The sequence below is a fragment of the Caloranaerobacter ferrireducens genome, assembly GCF_001730685.1.
Lineage (GTDB): Bacteria > Bacillota > Clostridia > Tissierellales > Thermohalobacteraceae > Caloranaerobacter > Caloranaerobacter ferrireducens.
Window position 1 is genome coordinate 115,024 of record NZ_MDJR01000004.1, and the last position, 18,318, is coordinate 133,341.

Here is an 18,318-nt window from a genome sequence, read left to right on the forward strand (position 1 = left end):
ATTAGCCTTTTATTCCTGTAAGTTTAATACCTTCAGTAAAATACTTTTGTGCTGAAAAGAATAATATAAGCACTGGTAATAAAACTAATAACGAAGCAGCCATAAGCTGTCCCCACTCTACCTTATTTAAACTTTGATACATTGTTAAACCAATTTGCAAAGTGAATTTATCCAAGCTATTTAAATAGATTAGTGGTCCTAACAAATCATTCCAGCTTCCTTGAAATGACCAGATAGCAATAGTTGCTAAAGCTGGCTTTGATATAGGAAGAAATATTTTATAAAATATCTGAAAAGAACTGCAGCCATCTATTCTTGCAGCTTCTTCCAATTCCTTTGGAATAGAAGCAAAATACTGTCTCAAAAAGAAAATAAAAACTGCAGAGCCTCCAAAATAAGCTGGTACAATAAGAGGTTTAAACGAATCTATCCATCCAATTTGCTTAAACATAATAAATACAGGTATTAAGGTAATTTCACCTGGAATCATAATTGTTGCAAGTAATATCAAAAATAATATTCTCCTTCCAGGAAACCTAAATCTTGCGAAACCATAAGCTACTAATGCTGCTGTAAAAACTTCACCAATCATTTTCATAACTGTAATAAAAGCACTATTAAAAGTATAACGAATAAAAGGAATAGCCTTTATAGCATTAGGATAATTCTCCCATGCAAAACGCTCTGGTATCCATTGAGGTGGTATCTGGAAAACTACTGAACTATCCTTCAAAGAGGTTGACAGCATCCATAAGAAAGGAAGCATTGCTAAAATACCACCTATAGAAATTATTATATATAAAATAGTTTTTCTAATTATTTCACGTCTTTTTTTTCTGCGTTTTATCCTCTTCAGTTCCTCACTTACTTGTACATCATTCTCTACTACCGTTTCAACTTTAGAAACCATTTTAGTCACCTCTTAATCATCATTTGATTCATAATAAATCTGGTACTTGGTACTAGGTACTTGGTACTGGGTGCTGAGTACTGGATATTTTGATTAATCATCATTTGATTCGTAATAAACCCATAACGAAGATGATTTAAATATAATAAGTGTTAATAAGAAAATAATAACAAATAAAATCCATGCTAATGCTGTAGCATAACCCATCTTAAAGTACTTAAATGCATTATCATATAAGTAAACTAAATAGAATTTTCCTTGATTCCCAGCACCGCCTAAAATATAGGCATCTGTAAATTTTCTAAATGCACCTATTATACCCATTATTAAGTTATAGAATAATATCGGCGTCATTAAAGGCAAAGTAATTTTGAAAAACTTTGTTAATGGACCTGCTCCATCAATTTCAGCAGCTTCATATAAATTTTGCGGAACTTCTCTTAATCCTACCAAATACGTAATCATTCCTCCACCTGCTCCCCAAAGAGCCATAAGTATATACGATGGTAATACCCAATCGGGATCAGATAACCAACCAGGCCCTTGTATTCCAATTTGAGCAAGCAAAAGATTTATAAGTCCAAACTCAGGATCTAATACCCATCTCCATAAAAGTGCAACAGCAACTCCTGAAACAACTGCTGGTAAATAATATACCGTTCTAAAAAATCTAATTCCTTTTATTTCAGTATTCATTAAAATAGCAATTGTTAATGAAGTAATTATACCTAACGGAACAGCAAATACAGCATATTTCACTGTTACCATTAGAGAATTCCAAAAGTTCTCATCATGAAATATGTCAATATAATTTTGAAATCCTATAAAATTAGGTTTAGTTAAAATTTTCCATTCTGTAAACCCTATATATATCGCAAACAAAATAGGTCCTATTGTAAAAAGCAACATCCCTAACATCCAAGGCAAAATAAATAAGTATCCTTCGTATTTTTTTAGTTTTTTATATAATTTATTCTTTTGCTTCATCTTTTCACCTTCTTAAAATAATAAAATTAGAACAAAATCTTCGATTTAAATAAATCAAAGAAGATTTTGCCTATATCCATTACGGAAATTATATTCATAATTATCCACAATTTAACAAGGAATATAATTTCCTATGGATTATAGACTAGGAAAACATAGAAGAGTAACATTAATGCTACTCTTCTATGCCCCAAATTACTGACCTAAAAGTTTTCTTAGTTTGTCAGCAGTTTTCTTAGCTGCTTCTTCTGGTTTAGCTTCTCCTCTTAAAATAAGGTCATATAAGTTTTCCCAAACTATTGAATCAATTTCTGCTTGTTTAATTTGGTTATTGAAACCTCTACCAAATTCCATTGATTTTCTAATTGCAGGAATTGCATTCTTTTTATCAGGTCTAATTTTTACAATATCATCAACTTTTGATTTTACTGGAGGTACAACTTTCCAATCTAAGAATGCTTTTGTTAAATCTCTTAAAGCTTTATAAGCAACTTCTTTATTCTTAGTTTGACTTGAGATTACAGTTGAAGCAATCCAGTTAAAAGTAGCTTTTTTAACTCCATGAGGTATTGGAGCAGTTCCAACTTCAAAATCTTTTATAGTTTTTTCAAAATCGTCAGCAGCTCCACCCATGAACATTGCAATCTTACCTGTCTTAAACTGTTCACCAAAACCTTGAGCTTCTATTTGTGCTCTACTTGGAGTAATCTTATGCACATTTATAATGTCATTTAATACTTTAATTCCTTCAATTGATTCTTTAGAGTCGATAACAACTTTTCCTTCATTATTAATTATATCACCACCATAAGTCCATAACCATAAATGAATTGGCGGCCAACCATTTACTATAAATCCGTACTGATCTACTTTACCATCACCATTTGTATCCTTTGTTAACTTTTTACCTACTTCAATAAATTGTTCCCATGTCATATCATCAGTTGGGTATGGAATATTTGCTTCATCAAATAATTTTTTATTGTAGTACATAATTACTGGTTGTGAAATCCATGGATAACCATATAGCTTGTCCTCAAATTTCGCTGTAGCTAAAGTTGCTTCATAGAAATCATTTAAATCTAAGCTTTTATCTTCTTGTGCAAACTTAGTAATATCTAATATAGCACCCATACTAGCATACGCTGGTATGTATTCTTGTGATAACCATATAAGATCTGGTGCAGTACCACCTGCTATCATAGTTTGAATTTTTACATAATAATCTGATGGGATACTCATTACTTCGATTTTATACTCTTTTGATTGACTATTTAATCTGTCAACTATTTCTTGAAGCTCTTTTAACTCTTGTGCTCCCGCCCAAGTAGCAAATTTAAGTTCTACTTTTTGGTTTGAATTAGAAGCAGTTTCTTCTTTGTTTTTGTCTGCTCCACATCCAGTTAATACTAATGAAAAAATCATTATTAGTGCTAAAATACTAGCTAAAGCTTTTTTCATTATATTGCCCCCTTCTTAAATTTGTTAAGTTACTTTATGTTTATCGGTTACCTAACTTAATTATAGTTGAAAGCGTTTACCTTGTCAATTATATTTTTAGAAAATTATTATTTTTAATACAAAAAAAATCCTGATAATTCAGGATTCCAGACTGTAGACAAAATAAAACTATAATGATTGAAAAAAGAACAAAATCTTCGATTTAAATAAATTTAGGAAGATTTTGTTGAAATCCATAAACGGAAATTATATTTTAAATTATCCACAAATTAACGAGGTATATAATTTCCTATGTATTATAAAAGCGAATAATTGCAAAGCTTTAGTAAAGAAAACTTGATGAAGAATTTCAGAAAAATCCGTAGGCTTAGCATGGACGCTAAGCCAGCATCCTACAAGACAGGACGTCTTGATTAGGTGAGTTAGGATTTTACGAAATTATGAATCTTAGTTTTCTCTAAAGATTTGTCTATGAGCGTTATTTTTTCAATCTATTAAGTAATATAACTTTCTCAAAAGCTCAAAAGAACCCTGATATTCCAGGGTTCTTTCTTAATCGCTTAACTATATATGTTTTTACATCTAGTTTCCTTAACAAATAATATACTTACAACAGCAATTATAGAAGCTATTAAACATATTAAGAATGCTTTATTATATGAAGCTACTGTATATACTTTAACTCCCTCAACTAATTTACCAGTCCAGTTTTTATCTAGTACATAACCAATAAGAGGCTGTATAGCTGCTGCGAAAAGAAAACCTCCCATGTTTACTGTCCCAGTAGATATTCCTGCATAGCTAGGATTATTCACTTCTTTAGAACATGCCCAAGATAGTACAAAACCTGATGATGAGAAGCCCATTATAAACAATAATATATAAAGTACTGAAAAAGACATTCTACCAGGGTTAACATACATTAAGATTACCCATGTTAATGTATATACTAAAGAAAATGCCAAAAATGGAGCTTTTCTTCTTCCAATCTTATCTGAAATTGTACCAACAACTAAACTACCTATCATAAGTCCTACTGTTACTATCATAGTAAAAGTTGAAGCTTTTGCTTTTGATACACCATATACATGTATCATATATGGAACTCCCCAAGCACCCATAAAAGCTATTACTGAACCAAACATACCTCCAAAAGCAAAGAAACCTGGCCAAGTTTTTGGGTTAGAAAAAACATTTTTTATACTTTCTGATAATGATACATTTTTCTTTTCAACTTTTTTAATTATTGGATCAAACCCCATATCTTCTGGACTATTTCTTACAATTAAATATGCCAATACAGCTACAACTAACGATACAACTCCTATCGCAGCAAAAGATAATCTCCAACCTATATTTGTAACCATTACTACTAAAGGAAACTGCGCAAGTAAAGCACCACCATTACCAATAAAAGAAGTTAACCCTGACATTCTTCCAAACTCGTCTTCTCTAAACCACTGTGATAACACCTTTAGAATAGAAATAAATACTACAGATACTCCTAATCCAACTATCAATCTACCTATATAAGCTAATGTTATGCTTGTAGCAAAACCAAATATTATAGAACCTATACCTGCTAATAATGTACCTACAGAAACCGTTTTCCTAGCACCTAAAGTATCTGCCAATATTCCTGATGGTATCTGCATAATCATGTAAGCATAGAAATACATTGAACCTAAATTTCCAAATTCAACATCTGTAATATTAAATGCTTTAATCAAATCTTGTCTAACTACCCCCGCTGCAACTCTATGGAAGAATACTATTACGTATGCTAATGCAAGTATTCCCCATATATACCAGCGATAAGTATATAACTTGTTTCTTTCTGTATTCATTTCAAAAACTCCTTTCGTTTTTTTTATAGGGTACAGAGATCAGGGGACAGGGAATAGGTACCCAATACCTATACTTCCCTCATGCTTAGTGCTATTCTCCCCTTCTTTACATCTACCTCTATTACCTTAACCTTAACAATATCACCTACCGAAACTACTTCCATAGGGTGCTTAATAAACTTGTTACTTAATTGAGATATGTGTACTAAACCGTCTTGCTTTACCCCAATGTCAACAAATGCACCAAAATCTACTACATTTCTTACAGTCCCTGTCAGTACCATATCTGTTTTTAAATCTTCAATTTTTAATACGTCAGTTCTAAATACTGGTTTTGGCATCTCATCTCTTGGGTCTCTGCCAGGCTTTTTTAACTCTTTTATAATATCCTTTAGAGTTGGTAAACCTACACCTAAATCCTTAGCTAAAATTTCTATATTAATATCTTTTAAATTTTTGTCTATCTCTTTCAAACTTCCATTCTTTATATCTTCCTCTGAAAAACCTAGTCTTTCAATAAGTTTAATTGTAACATCATATGACTCTGGGTGGACAGAAGTATTGTCTAATGGATTAGTTCCATCAGATATTCTCAAGAAACCAGCACACTGCACAAAAACCTTATCTCCAAGCCTAGGAACTTGCTTAAGTTCCTCTCTATTTTTAAACTTCCCATTTTGTTCTCTGTATTTAACTATATTTTTAGCAACACTAGAAGATATTCCAGCAATATAGCGAAGTAATGATACTGAAGCAGTATTTAAGTCTACTCCTACACTATTAACACAATCTTCAACAACACCCTTTAAAGCTTCATCCAATTTCTTCTGGTTTATATCATGCTGATACTGACCTACCCCTACATGTTTAGGATCTATTTTTACTAGTTCAGCTAGTGGATCTTGTAATCTTCTAGCTATAGATATTGCCCCTCTTAATGATACATTAATATCAGGATATTCTTCATTAGCAACTTCTGATGCTGAATAAACCGATGCTCCTGCTTCACTTACTATTGTATAACATGTATTTTTATCTATTTCACTTAGCATTTCAGCTACAATAAGCTCTGACTCTCTTGATGCAGTTCCATTTCCTATCGCAATTATATCTACATCATATTTATCTATAAGCTCTTTAAGCTCTTTTTTAGTTTCTTCAATTTTATTTTGTGGTTCAGTAGGATACACAGTAGTTGTAGCTAATAATTTACCTGTTTCATCAACTACAGCTATCTTACATCCTGTTCTAAATGCTGGGTCAAATCCCATAACTACTTTTCCTTTGACTGGTGATTGCATAAGTAAGTTTTTAAGATTTCTAGCAAATACCTTTATAGCATGCTCTTCTGCTCTTTCAGTTAAACTATTTCTAATTTCCCTCTCTATAGATGGTGCGATTAGTCTTTTGTAACCATCTTCTATTGCTTCTTTAAGATATTCTGTAGTAATAGCTTTATCATTAGTAATAACATTATCCATAAGATAAGTCATAATCTCTTCATATGGTGCATCTATCTTTACTCTTAAGTATTTCTCCTTCTCTCCTCTATTAATAGCCAGTATCCTATGATTTGGTATCCTCTTGACAGGTTCTTTATAATCATAATACATTTCATATACGGACTCTGATTCTTGATCTACTGCTTTTGATACTATCATACCTTTATTAAAAGTCACATTCCTTATAACTCTTCTAAATTCCGCATTATCAGAAATAATTTCAGCTATTATATCCTTAGCTCCATTATAAGCATCTTCAATGCTGTTTACACCCTTCTCTTCATTTATAAATTGCTTAGCTAAGTCTTCTAAACTTATATCTACTATTTCTTGAGCTAATATTATATTTGCTAGAGGCTTAAGTCCCTTTTCCTTTGCAATTGTAGCTCTTGTCCTACGTTTAGGTCTAAAAGGCCTATATAAATCCTCTACTCTTTGAAGCACATCCGCCTCAGTAATTTCCTTTTTTAATTCATCAGTCAATTTACCCTGTTCACTAATAAGCCTTATAACTTCTTCTTTTCTACTTTCTAGATTTCTTAAATAAGAAAGTCTTTGACTGAACTCTCTTAAAACAACGTCACTTAATTCCCCCGTCTGCTCTTTTCTATATCTAGCTATAAAAGGAATAGTATTTCCTTCATCAATAAGCCTAATAGTATTTTCTACCTGATATCGTTTCAATCCAAACTCTTCTATAAGCTTTTTAACAATATCCATAATTTCTCTCTCCTTCACGCAATCTCCCACTTAATTATATAATTTTATGCATAATTAAACAAGGGATACAACTGTTGCTACCACAAATTCAAAGTCAACAAACAAAATGCGGCTAAAAGCCGCATATACTCTTTTCTACTCTAATTTAAACCCTTTTATCAATGTATCCAATCTATAAGCCATATCATGTAATTTTTCAGCAGATTCATTTATCTGATGAATAATTGACTGTTGTTCTTCTGTACTTGCTAATATAGTTTGAGTTCCTGAAGCCGTTTCTTGAGAAATCTCACCAACTTGAACAAATGCTGCTTCTATTCCATTCATTTCTTGAGATAATTCTTCTACTATACCGTAAAACTCTTCAACAATATTAAATACTTTATCTGTTTCAGCAATAATATTGTTAAAGGACTTTGTCGTATTATTAATTATTTTTCTTCCTCTGTCTACTTCATTTATTCCTTCATCCATGGATTTTACAACTTCATTCATCTCATTTTGTATTTCATTTACTATTTTAACTATATCGTTTGAAGCACTACTTGTCTGTTCCGCAAGTTGTCTTACTTCTTCAGCAACAACTGTAAAACCTCTTCCATATTCACCTGCTCTTGCTGCCTCAATAGCAGCATTTAAAGCTAAAAGATTAGTTTGTTTTGATATGTTATCAATAAATGTAACTATATTACCAATTTCCATTGTATGCTGCTTTAACTTTTCTAATTTCTCTGCTGATTCTCTAACCCTTTTCGTAATTAAATCCATAGTTTCTTCTGACATCTTTACATCATCAGAACCTGCTTTAGCTATATCTGAAGCAACGTTTGTAGCTTGTAAAATATATTTAGTTTTATTTTCTACATTTTTCACACTCTCTGCCATTCTGTTTATAACTTCACCAGCTTCATCCATGCTTCTAAGCTGTCTTTCTGTTCCAGCAGCAACCTGTTCAACGATACTTGAAATTTCTTCTGAAGATTTAACAGTAAGCTCAGCACTATTTTTTAATTCCTCAGAAGATATATTTATTTCATCTCCAGCAGCTTGGACATTAGATATTATCATATGCAATGCATCAAGCATCTGATTAAAGGCTTTCTGTAAGTCTCCAATTTCATTTCTTGCATTTTCTTCTGCTCTCTCAGTTAAGTCTCCATCTTTAATTCTATTTGCTACATTTACTAATTTTACAATAGGATTTGAGAATATTCTAGCAGCAATAGATGTAAATATGATAGCTAAAATAATTGCAGCTAATGTAACATATAAAGTTCTATATAAATCTTTTAAATAGCTTTGTGCTATTTCATCTTTATTTTGTTCAACTATAACTCCCCAACCAGTTGAAGGTACTATTGTATATGCTCCTACTACATCTACTCCTTTATCGTTTTTATATGATAATTCAACACCTGTTTTTCCATTAATCGCATTAATTGCACCTATAATTCCATTCTCTTTTGCATTAAATCTATTTAATACCTTTTCTCTAAACTCCGGATGTCCAATTACAACCCCCGTCTTATCAACTATATAAGCTATACCAGTTTGCCCAATCTTATGTTCTTTTGATAATTCTACTAAATCATTCAAAGCTATTTTGGCAACTATAACACCTGTTTGCTTTCCAAACATATTTTTCATAGGCATAGCTATATTTACTCCTGAAAGCCTATTAGTTTCATCAATATAAGAGTCAGAAACTGCCTTTTCTCCCTTTAAAGCTTTTTTAAACCATTCTTCTTTGCTTACATTTTTCCTATCTTTTTTATTAGATGTAGATATAACCTCATTACCTTTCATATCGTATATGTATAACATCTGTATTTGATCTATTTTATTTACTGTAGAATTTAGTACAGTAGAACAATCAAATTGGCTCATATTTATAAAATCATGAGTTGCAGTTAAAGTATCTAAAATATCAAAAGAACTTAAAACAAATATATCTACTTGCTTTGCAAGAGATTTAGCAATAGTAAGATTTGTAGATTCTATAGTCTTTTCTACGTTTTTAGTTTGGAAATAGTAATTTATTAATCCTACAGAAATGATAGGTATTATTGTAAGGATTAAAACAATCGCCATTATCTGATTTTTAATTTTATGCTTTCTTACAGTTTTCTTTTTATCTTTCTTTACCCATTTAGATAACAATGTAATTTTTTTCTTTGGTGATTTCTTTTTATCTTTTTTATATAATTTTTTTGAAAAAGTAAGTTTTGATTTTTTTCTTTTAAATAGACCCACTCAAGTAACACCCCTTAATTAAAATTTTCACTGTCCTAAGTTATATTCTACATTTTTTTACATAATCCTTTTTATTTTCTGAATATTTTTGTTTTTACAAAAGCAAAACCACCAGAAAATCTGGTGGCCTATCTAGCTTTAGACTTCAAATATTCATTTATAAATAAATCTATATCTCCATCCATAACGCTATTCACATTTCCAACTTCTGCACCAGTTCTATGATCCTTTACAAGATTATATGGATGAAATATATAAGACCTTATTTGAGAACCCCAAGCAATTTGGTTATATTCTCCTTGTAAATCTTCAATTTTTTCCTTCTGTTTAAGTCTTTCTAACTCTATTAATTTAGCTTTTAGTATCTTCATAGCTGTTGCTTTATTGCTATGCTGTGATCTTTCATTTTGACATTGTACAACAATCCCAGTAGGTATATGAGTTATCCTTACAGCTGATTCGGTCTTGTTTACATGCTGGCCTCCAGCTCCACTTGCTCTATATGTGTCAATTCTTATTTCATTAGGAGCAATTTCTATATCTACTTCATCTTCTATTTCTGGAACTACATCAACCGATGCAAAAGACGTATGCCTTCTTCCTGATGAATCAAACGGAGATATTCTAACAAGCCTATGAACTCCTTTTTCAGATTTCAAGTATCCATAAGCATTAAGTCCTTTTACAAGCAAAGTTACGCTTTTAATCCCAGCTTCTGAATCTGGTAATATATCTAGAACATCAATAGTATAACCCTTTCTTTCACACCATCTTCGATACATTCTCAGTAACATCTGTGCCCAATCTTGAGCCTCTAATCCACCTGCACCTGAATGTATTGATAATATAGCATTATTCTTATCATATTCCTCATTAAGAAGAGTATTTATCCTTATATCGTTAACTTTTTTATCAACACTATCAATTGTCTCTTTTATCTCATCAATTAAAGATAATTCCTCTTCCTCTTGAGCTAATTCTAAAAGCACTTCGATATCTTCAATTTCCTTAAGGATATCTTTGTATTCTTTCACTTTATCTTTTATATTCTTAAGCTCCTGAGCTACTTTTTGAGCTCTTTTGTGGTCATTCCAAAAATCTTGTTTTGACATTTCCTCTTCAAGTTTTTCAATTTTATCCTCTAACCCCTCTACGTCAAAGAGAAACACCTATTTCTTGCATTTGCTCTTTAAAACTAGATACCTTGTCCCTAAATTCCACTAAATCTATCATTGTAACACCTCGCTATTTATTAGTCTTTCGATATTCGATTTTCGTCATTTGATATTGGCTATTCGATATTCGAAAAGCGAAAAGCAAACGACAAATAGCCAAATAATTTTCCATTTTACATTTTCAATTTTTAATTTTTTCCTGTCATCTGTTCTCTGCTAACTGTTTTTGCCGCAGCACTTTTTATACTTCTTTCCACTACCGCATGGACATGGGTCATTTCTTCCTATTTTTTTACCTTTAACAACAGTCTTAGGTTTACCACTATCTCCATGACTTTCATTAGTTATCTTAGCTACCCTTTCTCTTTCTATTCTTTCAGCAGGTTGTAGATTAAATAAATATCTTACTGTATCCTCTTGAATATTTTTTATCATTTCTTGGAACATATCATATCCTTCAATCTGATATGCTCTAACAGGGTCTTCATTACCCATTGCTCTTAAGCCAATACCCTGTCTTAATTGGTCCATAGCATCAATATGGTTCATCCACTTAGTATCTACAACTCTAAGTAGTATTACCCTTTCAAGTTCTCTTAACTGCTTTTCTCCTACTTCATTTTCTTTCTGTTTATATAGCTTTGTAGCTACATCCATTATTATATCTTTTAAACCTTCTCTAGTTAAAGATTCTAAATTTTCTATTTTAAGCATTCCTTTAGGTAAGAATATATTTGCTAAATAGTCTTCAAGACCTTTCAAATCCCACTCTTCAGGATATTTAGCATCAGCTGTATAAATGCTGATAGCTGCATCTACAATATTTTCTACCATAGAAATTATATGATCTTTAATATTTTCGCCTTCTAAAACCTTTCTTCTTTCAGCGTATATAACCTCTCTTTGTTTATTCATAACATCATCATACTGAAGAACATGTTTTCTTATATTGAAGTTTCTAGCCTCTACTCTTTTTTGTGCTGTCTCTATTGACTTTGAAAGCAGAGAATGCTCTAAAGGTTCATCATCTGGCATACCCAAAGATTCAACCAAGCCTTTAATTCTGTCACTACCAAATAGCCTCATTAAATCGTCTTCAAGTGAAATATAAAATCTAGAAGAACCAGGATCTCCCTGACGTCCAGAACGTCCTCTAAGCTGATTATCAATTCTACGTGACTCATGCCTTTCTGTACCTATAATATGAAGCCCTCCAGCTTCAATTACTTTTCTTTGCTCATCTTTTAAAGCCTCTTTAGTTTTATTTAATATCTCCTTGTATACTCTTCTTGCTTCTAAAATTTCTGGATCATCAGTATCTTCAAAACTATCTGCAAGAGAAATTATATGGTCACTATAATTTCTCTTTCTCATTTCACTTTTAGCTAAAAATTCAGGGTTACCACCTAAAACAATGTCAGTTCCTCTACCTGCCATATTTGTCGCAATTGTTACAGCTTTATATCTACCTGCCTGAGCAACAATTTCAGCTTCTCTCTCATGATGCTTAGCATTTAACACCTCATGTTTTATTCCTTCTTTTTTAAGCATTTTACTTAGTATTTCAGATTTTTCTATAGAAATAGTACCTACAAGAACAGGCTGTCCTTTCGCATTTTTCTCTTTAATCTCTTTTACAACCGCCTTAAATTTGGCTTCTTCAGTTTTATATACAACATCAGGATAATCTATCCTAATAACTGGTTTATTTGTAGGTATTTCTATTACATCCATACCATATATTTCTCTGAACTCTTCTTCTTCTGTTTTCGCTGTACCAGTCATTCCAGCCAATTTTTTATACATTCTGAAGTAATTTTGGAATGTTATAGTTGCTAAAGTTTTTGATTCTCTTCTTACATTAAGACCTTCTTTAGCTTCTATCGCTTGATGAAGACCATCGCTATATCTTCTACCAAACATAAGTCTCCCTGTAAATTCATCAACTATTACAACTTCTCCATCTTTAACTACATAATCTCTATCTCTTTTCATAAGATTATGTGCTTTTAAAGCTTGATTAATATGATGCGTTAGCTCCATATTCACAGGATCGGCTAAATTCTCTATATTAAAAAATTTCTCTGCCTTTTTTACACCTTGTTCAGTAAGAACTACAGTACGTGCCTTTTCATCTATAACAAAATCTCCTTTTTCTTCCTTTATCTCAAAATTGAAACGGTCTTTTTTCTCATTAGGATCTACTTTTGTTCCCTTTAATGTCTGTACAAAAGAATTAGCTGCAAAATAAAGACTAGTTGACTTATCTCCTGTTCCTGAAATAATAAGAGGAGTTCTTGCCTCATCTATTAAAATACTGTCAACCTCGTCTATTATTGCATAGTTTAATTCTCTCTGCACCATTTCACTCTTGTATATAACCATGTTGTCTCTTAAATAGTCAAATCCAAACTCATTATTTGTACCGTATGTTATATCACAATTATAAGCCTTACGTCTTTCTTTGCTATCTAATCCATGAACTATACAACCTACAGATAATCCTAAAAATTCATAAATTTTACCCATCCAATCTCTATCTCTTTTAGCTAGATAGTCATTTACTGTTACTACATGAACACCTTTTCCTGTAAGAGCATTAAGATAAACAGGTAAAGTAGCTACCAAAGTTTTACCTTCACCTGTTTTCATCTCTGCTATCCTTCCCTGGTGAAGAACAATACCACCTATTAGCTGAACTCTGTAATGTCTCATACCAAGAACCCTATCAGAAGCTTCTCTGACAACTGCAAAAGCTTCTGGTAAAATATCATCCAAACTCTCTCCATTTGCCAATCTATTTTTAAATTCTTGAGTTTTTTGCTTCAATTGTGCATCTGTAAGCTTCTTCATTTCATCTTCTAATGATTCTATTTTCTCAACTAACGGATTTAATCTTTTAATTTCCCTCTCACTATAAGTCCCAAAAATCTTTTTAAATAGTCCTTTCACTCTCATCACCCTTCGGTTATTTTTACCTTATCTTTATATTTTATCACTAAAATTTGTAAGGAACAAGTGGAACGCTTTTCGTCATTCGCTATTCGTTATTATCCACATAAATAAAACAGTGGAGAGTAATCTCCACCGTCTTCTACACTCTATTTTAAATCTCTGGCTCTATTAAACCATAATTCCCATCTTTCCTTTTATATACTACATTTACATCATCAGTTACTGCATTTCTAAAAACGAAGAAATTATGACCTAAAAGCTCCATTTGTAATACAGCTTCTTCAGCATCCATAGGTTTAATAGCAAAACGTTTAGTTTTAACAATTCTTGGCTCATCATTTTCATTTTCTTCTAAAGGTATTATATTTTCAAATCTTATTGTTTCTCCACTATGATTTCTTTTTTGTAATTTAGTTTTATGCTTTCTAATTTGTCTTTCTAATACATCTATCACTTTATCAATTGAAGTGTACATATCACCATTTGCCTCTTCTGCTCTAATAATACCACCTGCAAAAGGTATAGTCACTTCTATTATCTGTCTGTTTTTCTCAACATTCATTGTAACATGTGCCTCAACATCTTTATGGAAATACTTATCTAACTTTTCCATCTTCTTTTCTACTATGTCCCTTAGGGCATTTGTAACCTCCATATTTTTTCCACTTACTATGATTTTCATGTATTTCCAACCCCTTTCAATTTATATAAGTTGTTAAAAAATTAAATACTACCTTAAGTTTTTTCCTAATCGATTTTCGTCTTTCGTCAAAAAGACTTCAATTTTTTAATTGTTTTTAATTTAATCCCCCCAAAAATTTTCTCTTTAATATATTTTATAATCCATAGAAAATTATATTCCTTATTAAACTATGAATAAATTTGAATATAATTTCCGTTTATAGATTTCACCAAAATCTACCTCAATTTATTTAATTAAAGATTTTGTTTTTTTAGATTTTATATTCTTATGATACCCACATATGCAGAGTAATTAACAAGAAATTTTGAAAAGGAAAATTTTTTTCTGTTTTATTCTTAAAGTTTTTTAAATCATTTCTACATTTACTAAAAAAAATGAACAAATAATTATGTTTTTCTATTTATTAGTACAAATATATCCATTATTTTTTCGATATACAGTTAGTTGTATAAATATTAATACAGCTTATCCACAATGAAATTATTAATAATATGTGGATAAAATATATGTCGTTCTGTGGATATTGTTGATAAGTCTGTGGAAAAAAGTATATTTGTACATATTTTATTGTGGAAAACTATGTGTATATATAGTGGATAAAAAAATTTTTCCTTTTTTATCTGATTTTAGACATAATATGAAATTTTTTCACAATTATATTTATTTTTTTGTTAGTAGTTGCATTTTTTTTATATACAATATATTGAGGTACTGGGTACTAGGTGCTAGGTACTGGGGGCTGGGTACTAGGATTAGAAAACAGGGAAAATGGAAAAGAAATTGAAAATTGAAAATGTAAAATTTAAAATTATATAGTAGTTTCAAATTTATTCGAAACTATACATTTTGCAAAGCTTACATAATTAAATAAACCTCAGACTTTATGTCTGAGGTTTAAAACTCAAAACTTTTTTATTTTTTCTTATCAATAAAATATCCTTCTATCTGAACAGGTATCCTATAATAGTTAGATGTAACCTGTTTACCCTTCTTTATCTGTTTTAGTTTAGCTTTAACTAATTCGTAGTCTTTCTGTATTATTTCATTATTTTTCTTCTCAACTTGGTGTATTTGAGTCATGATATTATACATGTCTTCTGTTAGTTTTTTAAACTTAATCAGATTCTCATTTCCAACATCTAATTCATAAATTTCTTCAATATTATACTCTTGTCTTATATTTTCAAATGCTTTATTAAATCTACTATCTATACTATTTATCTTATCAATTCTTAACTGTTTACTATTTATTAGATTATTCAACCTATCGTACTTTTGTTCTTTTATTATCTTCGTTTGAAGATTAGTTATTTCCAAAATCTCATTTAATAGCTTATGTTTCTCTTTTAAAAGTGAGAGTAGCTTTTCAATCTCACTATTTTTTTTTAGCATTTCTATTTCCCCTTTTTAGCTATCTTCATAGCCTGTTGCCATGTGTCTCTTAACTCTTTTATCATCACATAAACTTCTTCTAATACTTCTATATCTTTCTTAAAATTTGCTTCTCTTAACCTATAATTCATAAATTCATATAATTTGTATAAATTATCTCCTATTTCATATTTTCTATCGACTGTTGACATAAACTCAACTAAAATGTCCTGAACTCTTAATATCCTTTCATGAGCACTTTCTATATTTTTTTCTTCTATATATAGAATTGCCTGCTTCAAAAACTTTAATGCTCCATTATATAACATTAAAGTTAACTCTTCAGGAGAAGCTGTCATTATCGAATTCTGCTGATACTGTGCATATGGATTTTTCATTGCCATACTTTTTCATCCTTCCATAAAATTCTTTATTAGATGTAATTATTTTAATGCCATTTATTGCATTACAATATATATTTTATATAATTTGAACCTACTATCCGTTATTCCCTCGTTCTTATACTTTATTCTCACTTTTATATTTAATTTTACATTTTACATAAAGAATGCAATGCATTCTTTATGCTTACATTCCACCACCTAATTGACCCATAAGCCACGCTGATTGATTATTCATCTGCTGTATCGCTCTTTCCATTCTTGCAAACATCGTATAATAGTAATTTTCTTTATCTGCTAATTCATCTAATAGCTCATTTATCATTTCATCATAGTCACTTATTTTCTCATTTAACACATTATTATATTCTGTTACATCATTTTCAATACCTGCCTTTTCTAATAACAACCCTTTTCTTCCATTACTATCTCTTGTAGTCCTTATATTATCCTGCAAAATATCATATAATCTATGTGCTAACCCTTCTTCATTATACCTTTGAGCCCTATTTGAAGTATCAGAATAATCAATATCTGATTCCTTAGCAAATAAATTCATTACATCTTGAGGTCTGTCCTCTAAAGCCTGTCTTAATTTCTCTTCATTAATAACTAATTTTCCTCTGTCTTTGTAATTGGAGCTTGTTGTTATGCCTATATCATACAAGCTTATTCCTACACCTTCAACAGAATCATATAAAGCTGTTCTCATATCATTAACTATGCCTTCAAGTATAGAATCACTTCTTAAAATTCCACTTTTCGCCTTCTCTTCCCATAGTTCTATTTCTTTTTCTGTCATCTCATCCTTTTGAGCATCAGTTAACGGTTTATAATCATAATATTTCTTTTCACTAAGCTTTCCATTTATTGTAGAGATAACCTCATTATACTTCTCAACAAATCCCTTTATTTTCTCTATTAAGTCATCTGGATTAGAACTTATAGTAATATCTATAGGATTTACATCTGTATAAGTTGAATTTAATGTATATGTTACTCCGTCAATAGTAAATGTATTAGAGCTTCTTGTTGTAGTAACACCATCTAATTTAAATATAGCATCTTGACCTTGACTAGTATTTATTAGCTTAAAAGTACCTGTTAGCAGATTCCCAGTTACATCGGATAAAGAAATATTATTTACTGCCCCTTCTTGATTAGCCTGCAGTGTAAATTTATCTGTTAAACTACTGTAACTTAAAGTTACATTCGCATCACTTGAATTTACTTCATTTATTATATCAGCATATGTATAACTAGTATCAAAACTAAATGTTATACCATTTATTGTAAATTCAACATTAGAATCTAAAGTTTTATTTAAGTCAAAAATATTTTTATCGCCTGATGTAAAACCTAAATCACTAACTGTAGTATCTCCTGTATTAGTATCACTAATGACTAAAGTATGGCCATCTGCTTCAAAAGTAAGAGTTCCTCCATTTTCAATAACAGTTATATTACCAGCTCCAAAAGCATTATCTATTAATACCTGTAAATCATCTTTTAGCTGTGTAACGGTTAAACTTCCATAATCTTTTTCTAAAGTTATTGTCTTTTTCACCCCATCTAAAGTCAAATCAAAAGTGTCACCGTTATTTAATCCCGCTAAATTGACAGCCGCTCCAGTTAACCCGCTTGATACTTTGTCTGAGCTTGTCCACGTATCTTTTGTCGCAAGCTGTGTAATTTGCTCCAATTTATGAGTACCAAGTAAAGCAGATGAAGTAGCTTCAACAGTAACAGCACTTGTTACAATACCATTTACTTTAGCAGTAGCTTCATAGGCTTTAAACATACTAGATGACATGAAATTTGTTTCTGGTTTAAGTACATCAAAATATTCGTCTTTAAATCCTCTAAGCAAATTGCTAATTTCTCTATAAGCATCTCTTTGCCATACTAAGTATTGTCTTTCTTGTTTCGCTTTGTCTACTTTAATATTTTCAACTTTCATTAAATCTTTTATCATTTGATCTGTATCTATACCAGTAGCTAGTCCTGTTATCCTTAATACATCACTCACTTTA

The 18,318-nt window shown here is 30.7% G+C and carries 12 protein-coding genes; all 12 read right to left on the reverse strand.

Annotation, left to right across the window (positions count from 1 at the left end; all coding sequences use genetic code 11):
- Window position 1: 1 nt before the first annotated feature.
- Window positions 2-910 carry a carbohydrate ABC transporter permease gene (locus tag BFN48_RS07820; protein ID WP_083238861.1) on the reverse strand — a complete coding sequence of 303 codons (909 nt, stop codon included), beginning with the start codon at window positions 908-910 and terminating at the stop codon, window positions 2-4.
- Window positions 911-1,003: 93 nt separating this feature from the next.
- Window positions 1,004-1,897, reverse strand: coding sequence for a carbohydrate ABC transporter permease (locus BFN48_RS07825; RefSeq protein ID WP_069650342.1), 894 nt, complete (start codon window positions 1,895-1,897; stop codon window positions 1,004-1,006).
- Window positions 1,898-2,092: 195 nt separating this feature from the next.
- On the reverse strand, window positions 2,093-3,358 hold the full coding sequence (locus BFN48_RS07830) for an ABC transporter substrate-binding protein (RefSeq protein WP_069650343.1): 1,266 nt from the start codon (window positions 3,356-3,358) through the stop codon (window positions 2,093-2,095).
- Window positions 3,359-3,918: 560 nt separating this feature from the next.
- Complete coding sequence (locus tag BFN48_RS07835; protein ID WP_069650344.1) at window positions 3,919-5,205, reverse strand: MFS transporter; 1,287 nt, start codon at window positions 5,203-5,205, stop codon at window positions 3,919-3,921.
- Between the two features lie 68 nt (window positions 5,206-5,273).
- Window positions 5,274-7,427 carry a Tex family protein gene (locus tag BFN48_RS07840; protein ID WP_069650345.1) on the reverse strand — a complete coding sequence of 718 codons (2,154 nt, stop codon included), beginning with the start codon at window positions 7,425-7,427 and terminating at the stop codon, window positions 5,274-5,276.
- Window positions 7,428-7,562: 135 nt separating this feature from the next.
- Window positions 7,563-9,680 carry a methyl-accepting chemotaxis protein gene (locus tag BFN48_RS07845; protein ID WP_069650346.1) on the reverse strand — a complete coding sequence of 706 codons (2,118 nt, stop codon included), beginning with the start codon at window positions 9,678-9,680 and terminating at the stop codon, window positions 7,563-7,565.
- Between the two features lie 128 nt (window positions 9,681-9,808).
- Window positions 9,809-10,913, reverse strand: a protein-coding gene (prfB, locus tag BFN48_RS07850) for a peptide chain release factor 2 (RefSeq protein WP_141706148.1) whose coding sequence is annotated in 2 segments (ribosomal slippage) — window positions 9,809-10,846 and window positions 10,848-10,913 — 1,104 coding nt in all. Because the reading frame shifts where the segments join, the coding sequence is not laid out codon by codon here.
- Between the two features lie 158 nt (window positions 10,914-11,071).
- On the reverse strand, window positions 11,072-13,807 hold the full coding sequence (gene secA, locus BFN48_RS07855) for a preprotein translocase subunit SecA (RefSeq protein ID WP_069650348.1): 2,736 nt from the start codon (window positions 13,805-13,807) through the stop codon (window positions 11,072-11,074).
- 154 nt (window positions 13,808-13,961) lie between these two features.
- Entirely contained in the window at window positions 13,962-14,492 is a 531-nt protein-coding gene (gene hpf, locus BFN48_RS07860; protein ID WP_069650349.1) for a ribosome hibernation-promoting factor, HPF/YfiA family, read from the reverse strand.
- A 933-nt stretch (window positions 14,493-15,425) separates the two neighbouring features.
- Window positions 15,426-15,905, reverse strand: a complete 480-nt coding sequence (locus BFN48_RS07865) for a flagellar protein FlgN (RefSeq protein WP_069650350.1) — start codon at window positions 15,903-15,905, stop codon at window positions 15,426-15,428.
- Between the two features lie 2 nt (window positions 15,906-15,907).
- Entirely contained in the window at window positions 15,908-16,288 is a 381-nt protein-coding gene (gene fliS / locus BFN48_RS07870) for a flagellar export chaperone FliS (RefSeq protein ID WP_069650351.1), read from the reverse strand.
- A gap of 184 nt (window positions 16,289-16,472) precedes the next feature.
- Window positions 16,473-18,314, reverse strand: a complete 1,842-nt coding sequence (fliD, locus tag BFN48_RS07875; RefSeq protein ID WP_069650352.1) for a flagellar filament capping protein FliD — start codon at window positions 18,312-18,314, stop codon at window positions 16,473-16,475.
- Window positions 18,315-18,318: the final 4 nt, after the last annotated feature.

Bases quoted from the DNA above. Each gene is read 5' to 3' on its own strand.
- BFN48_RS07820 (WP_083238861.1), bottom strand. From the start codon at position 910: ATGGTTTCTAAAGTTGAAACGGTAGTAGAGAATGATGTACAAGTAAGT.
- BFN48_RS07825 (WP_069650342.1), bottom strand. From the start codon at position 1,897: ATGAAGCAAAAGAATAAATTATATAAAAAACTAAAAAAATACGAAGGA.
- BFN48_RS07830 (WP_069650343.1), bottom strand. From the start codon at position 3,358: ATGAAAAAAGCTTTAGCTAGTATTTTAGCACTAATAATGATTTTTTCA.
- BFN48_RS07835 (WP_069650344.1), bottom strand. From the start codon at position 5,205: ATGAATACAGAAAGAAACAAGTTATATACTTATCGCTGGTATATATGG.
- BFN48_RS07840 (WP_069650345.1), bottom strand. From the start codon at position 7,427: ATGGATATTGTTAAAAAGCTTATAGAAGAGTTTGGATTGAAACGATAT.
- hpf (WP_069650349.1), bottom strand. From the start codon at position 14,492: ATGAAAATCATAGTAAGTGGAAAAAATATGGAGGTTACAAATGCCCTA.
- BFN48_RS07865 (WP_069650350.1), bottom strand. From the start codon at position 15,905: ATGCTAAAAAAAAATAGTGAGATTGAAAAGCTACTCTCACTTTTAAAA.
- fliS (WP_069650351.1), bottom strand. From the start codon at position 16,288: ATGGCAATGAAAAATCCATATGCACAGTATCAGCAGAATTCGATAATG.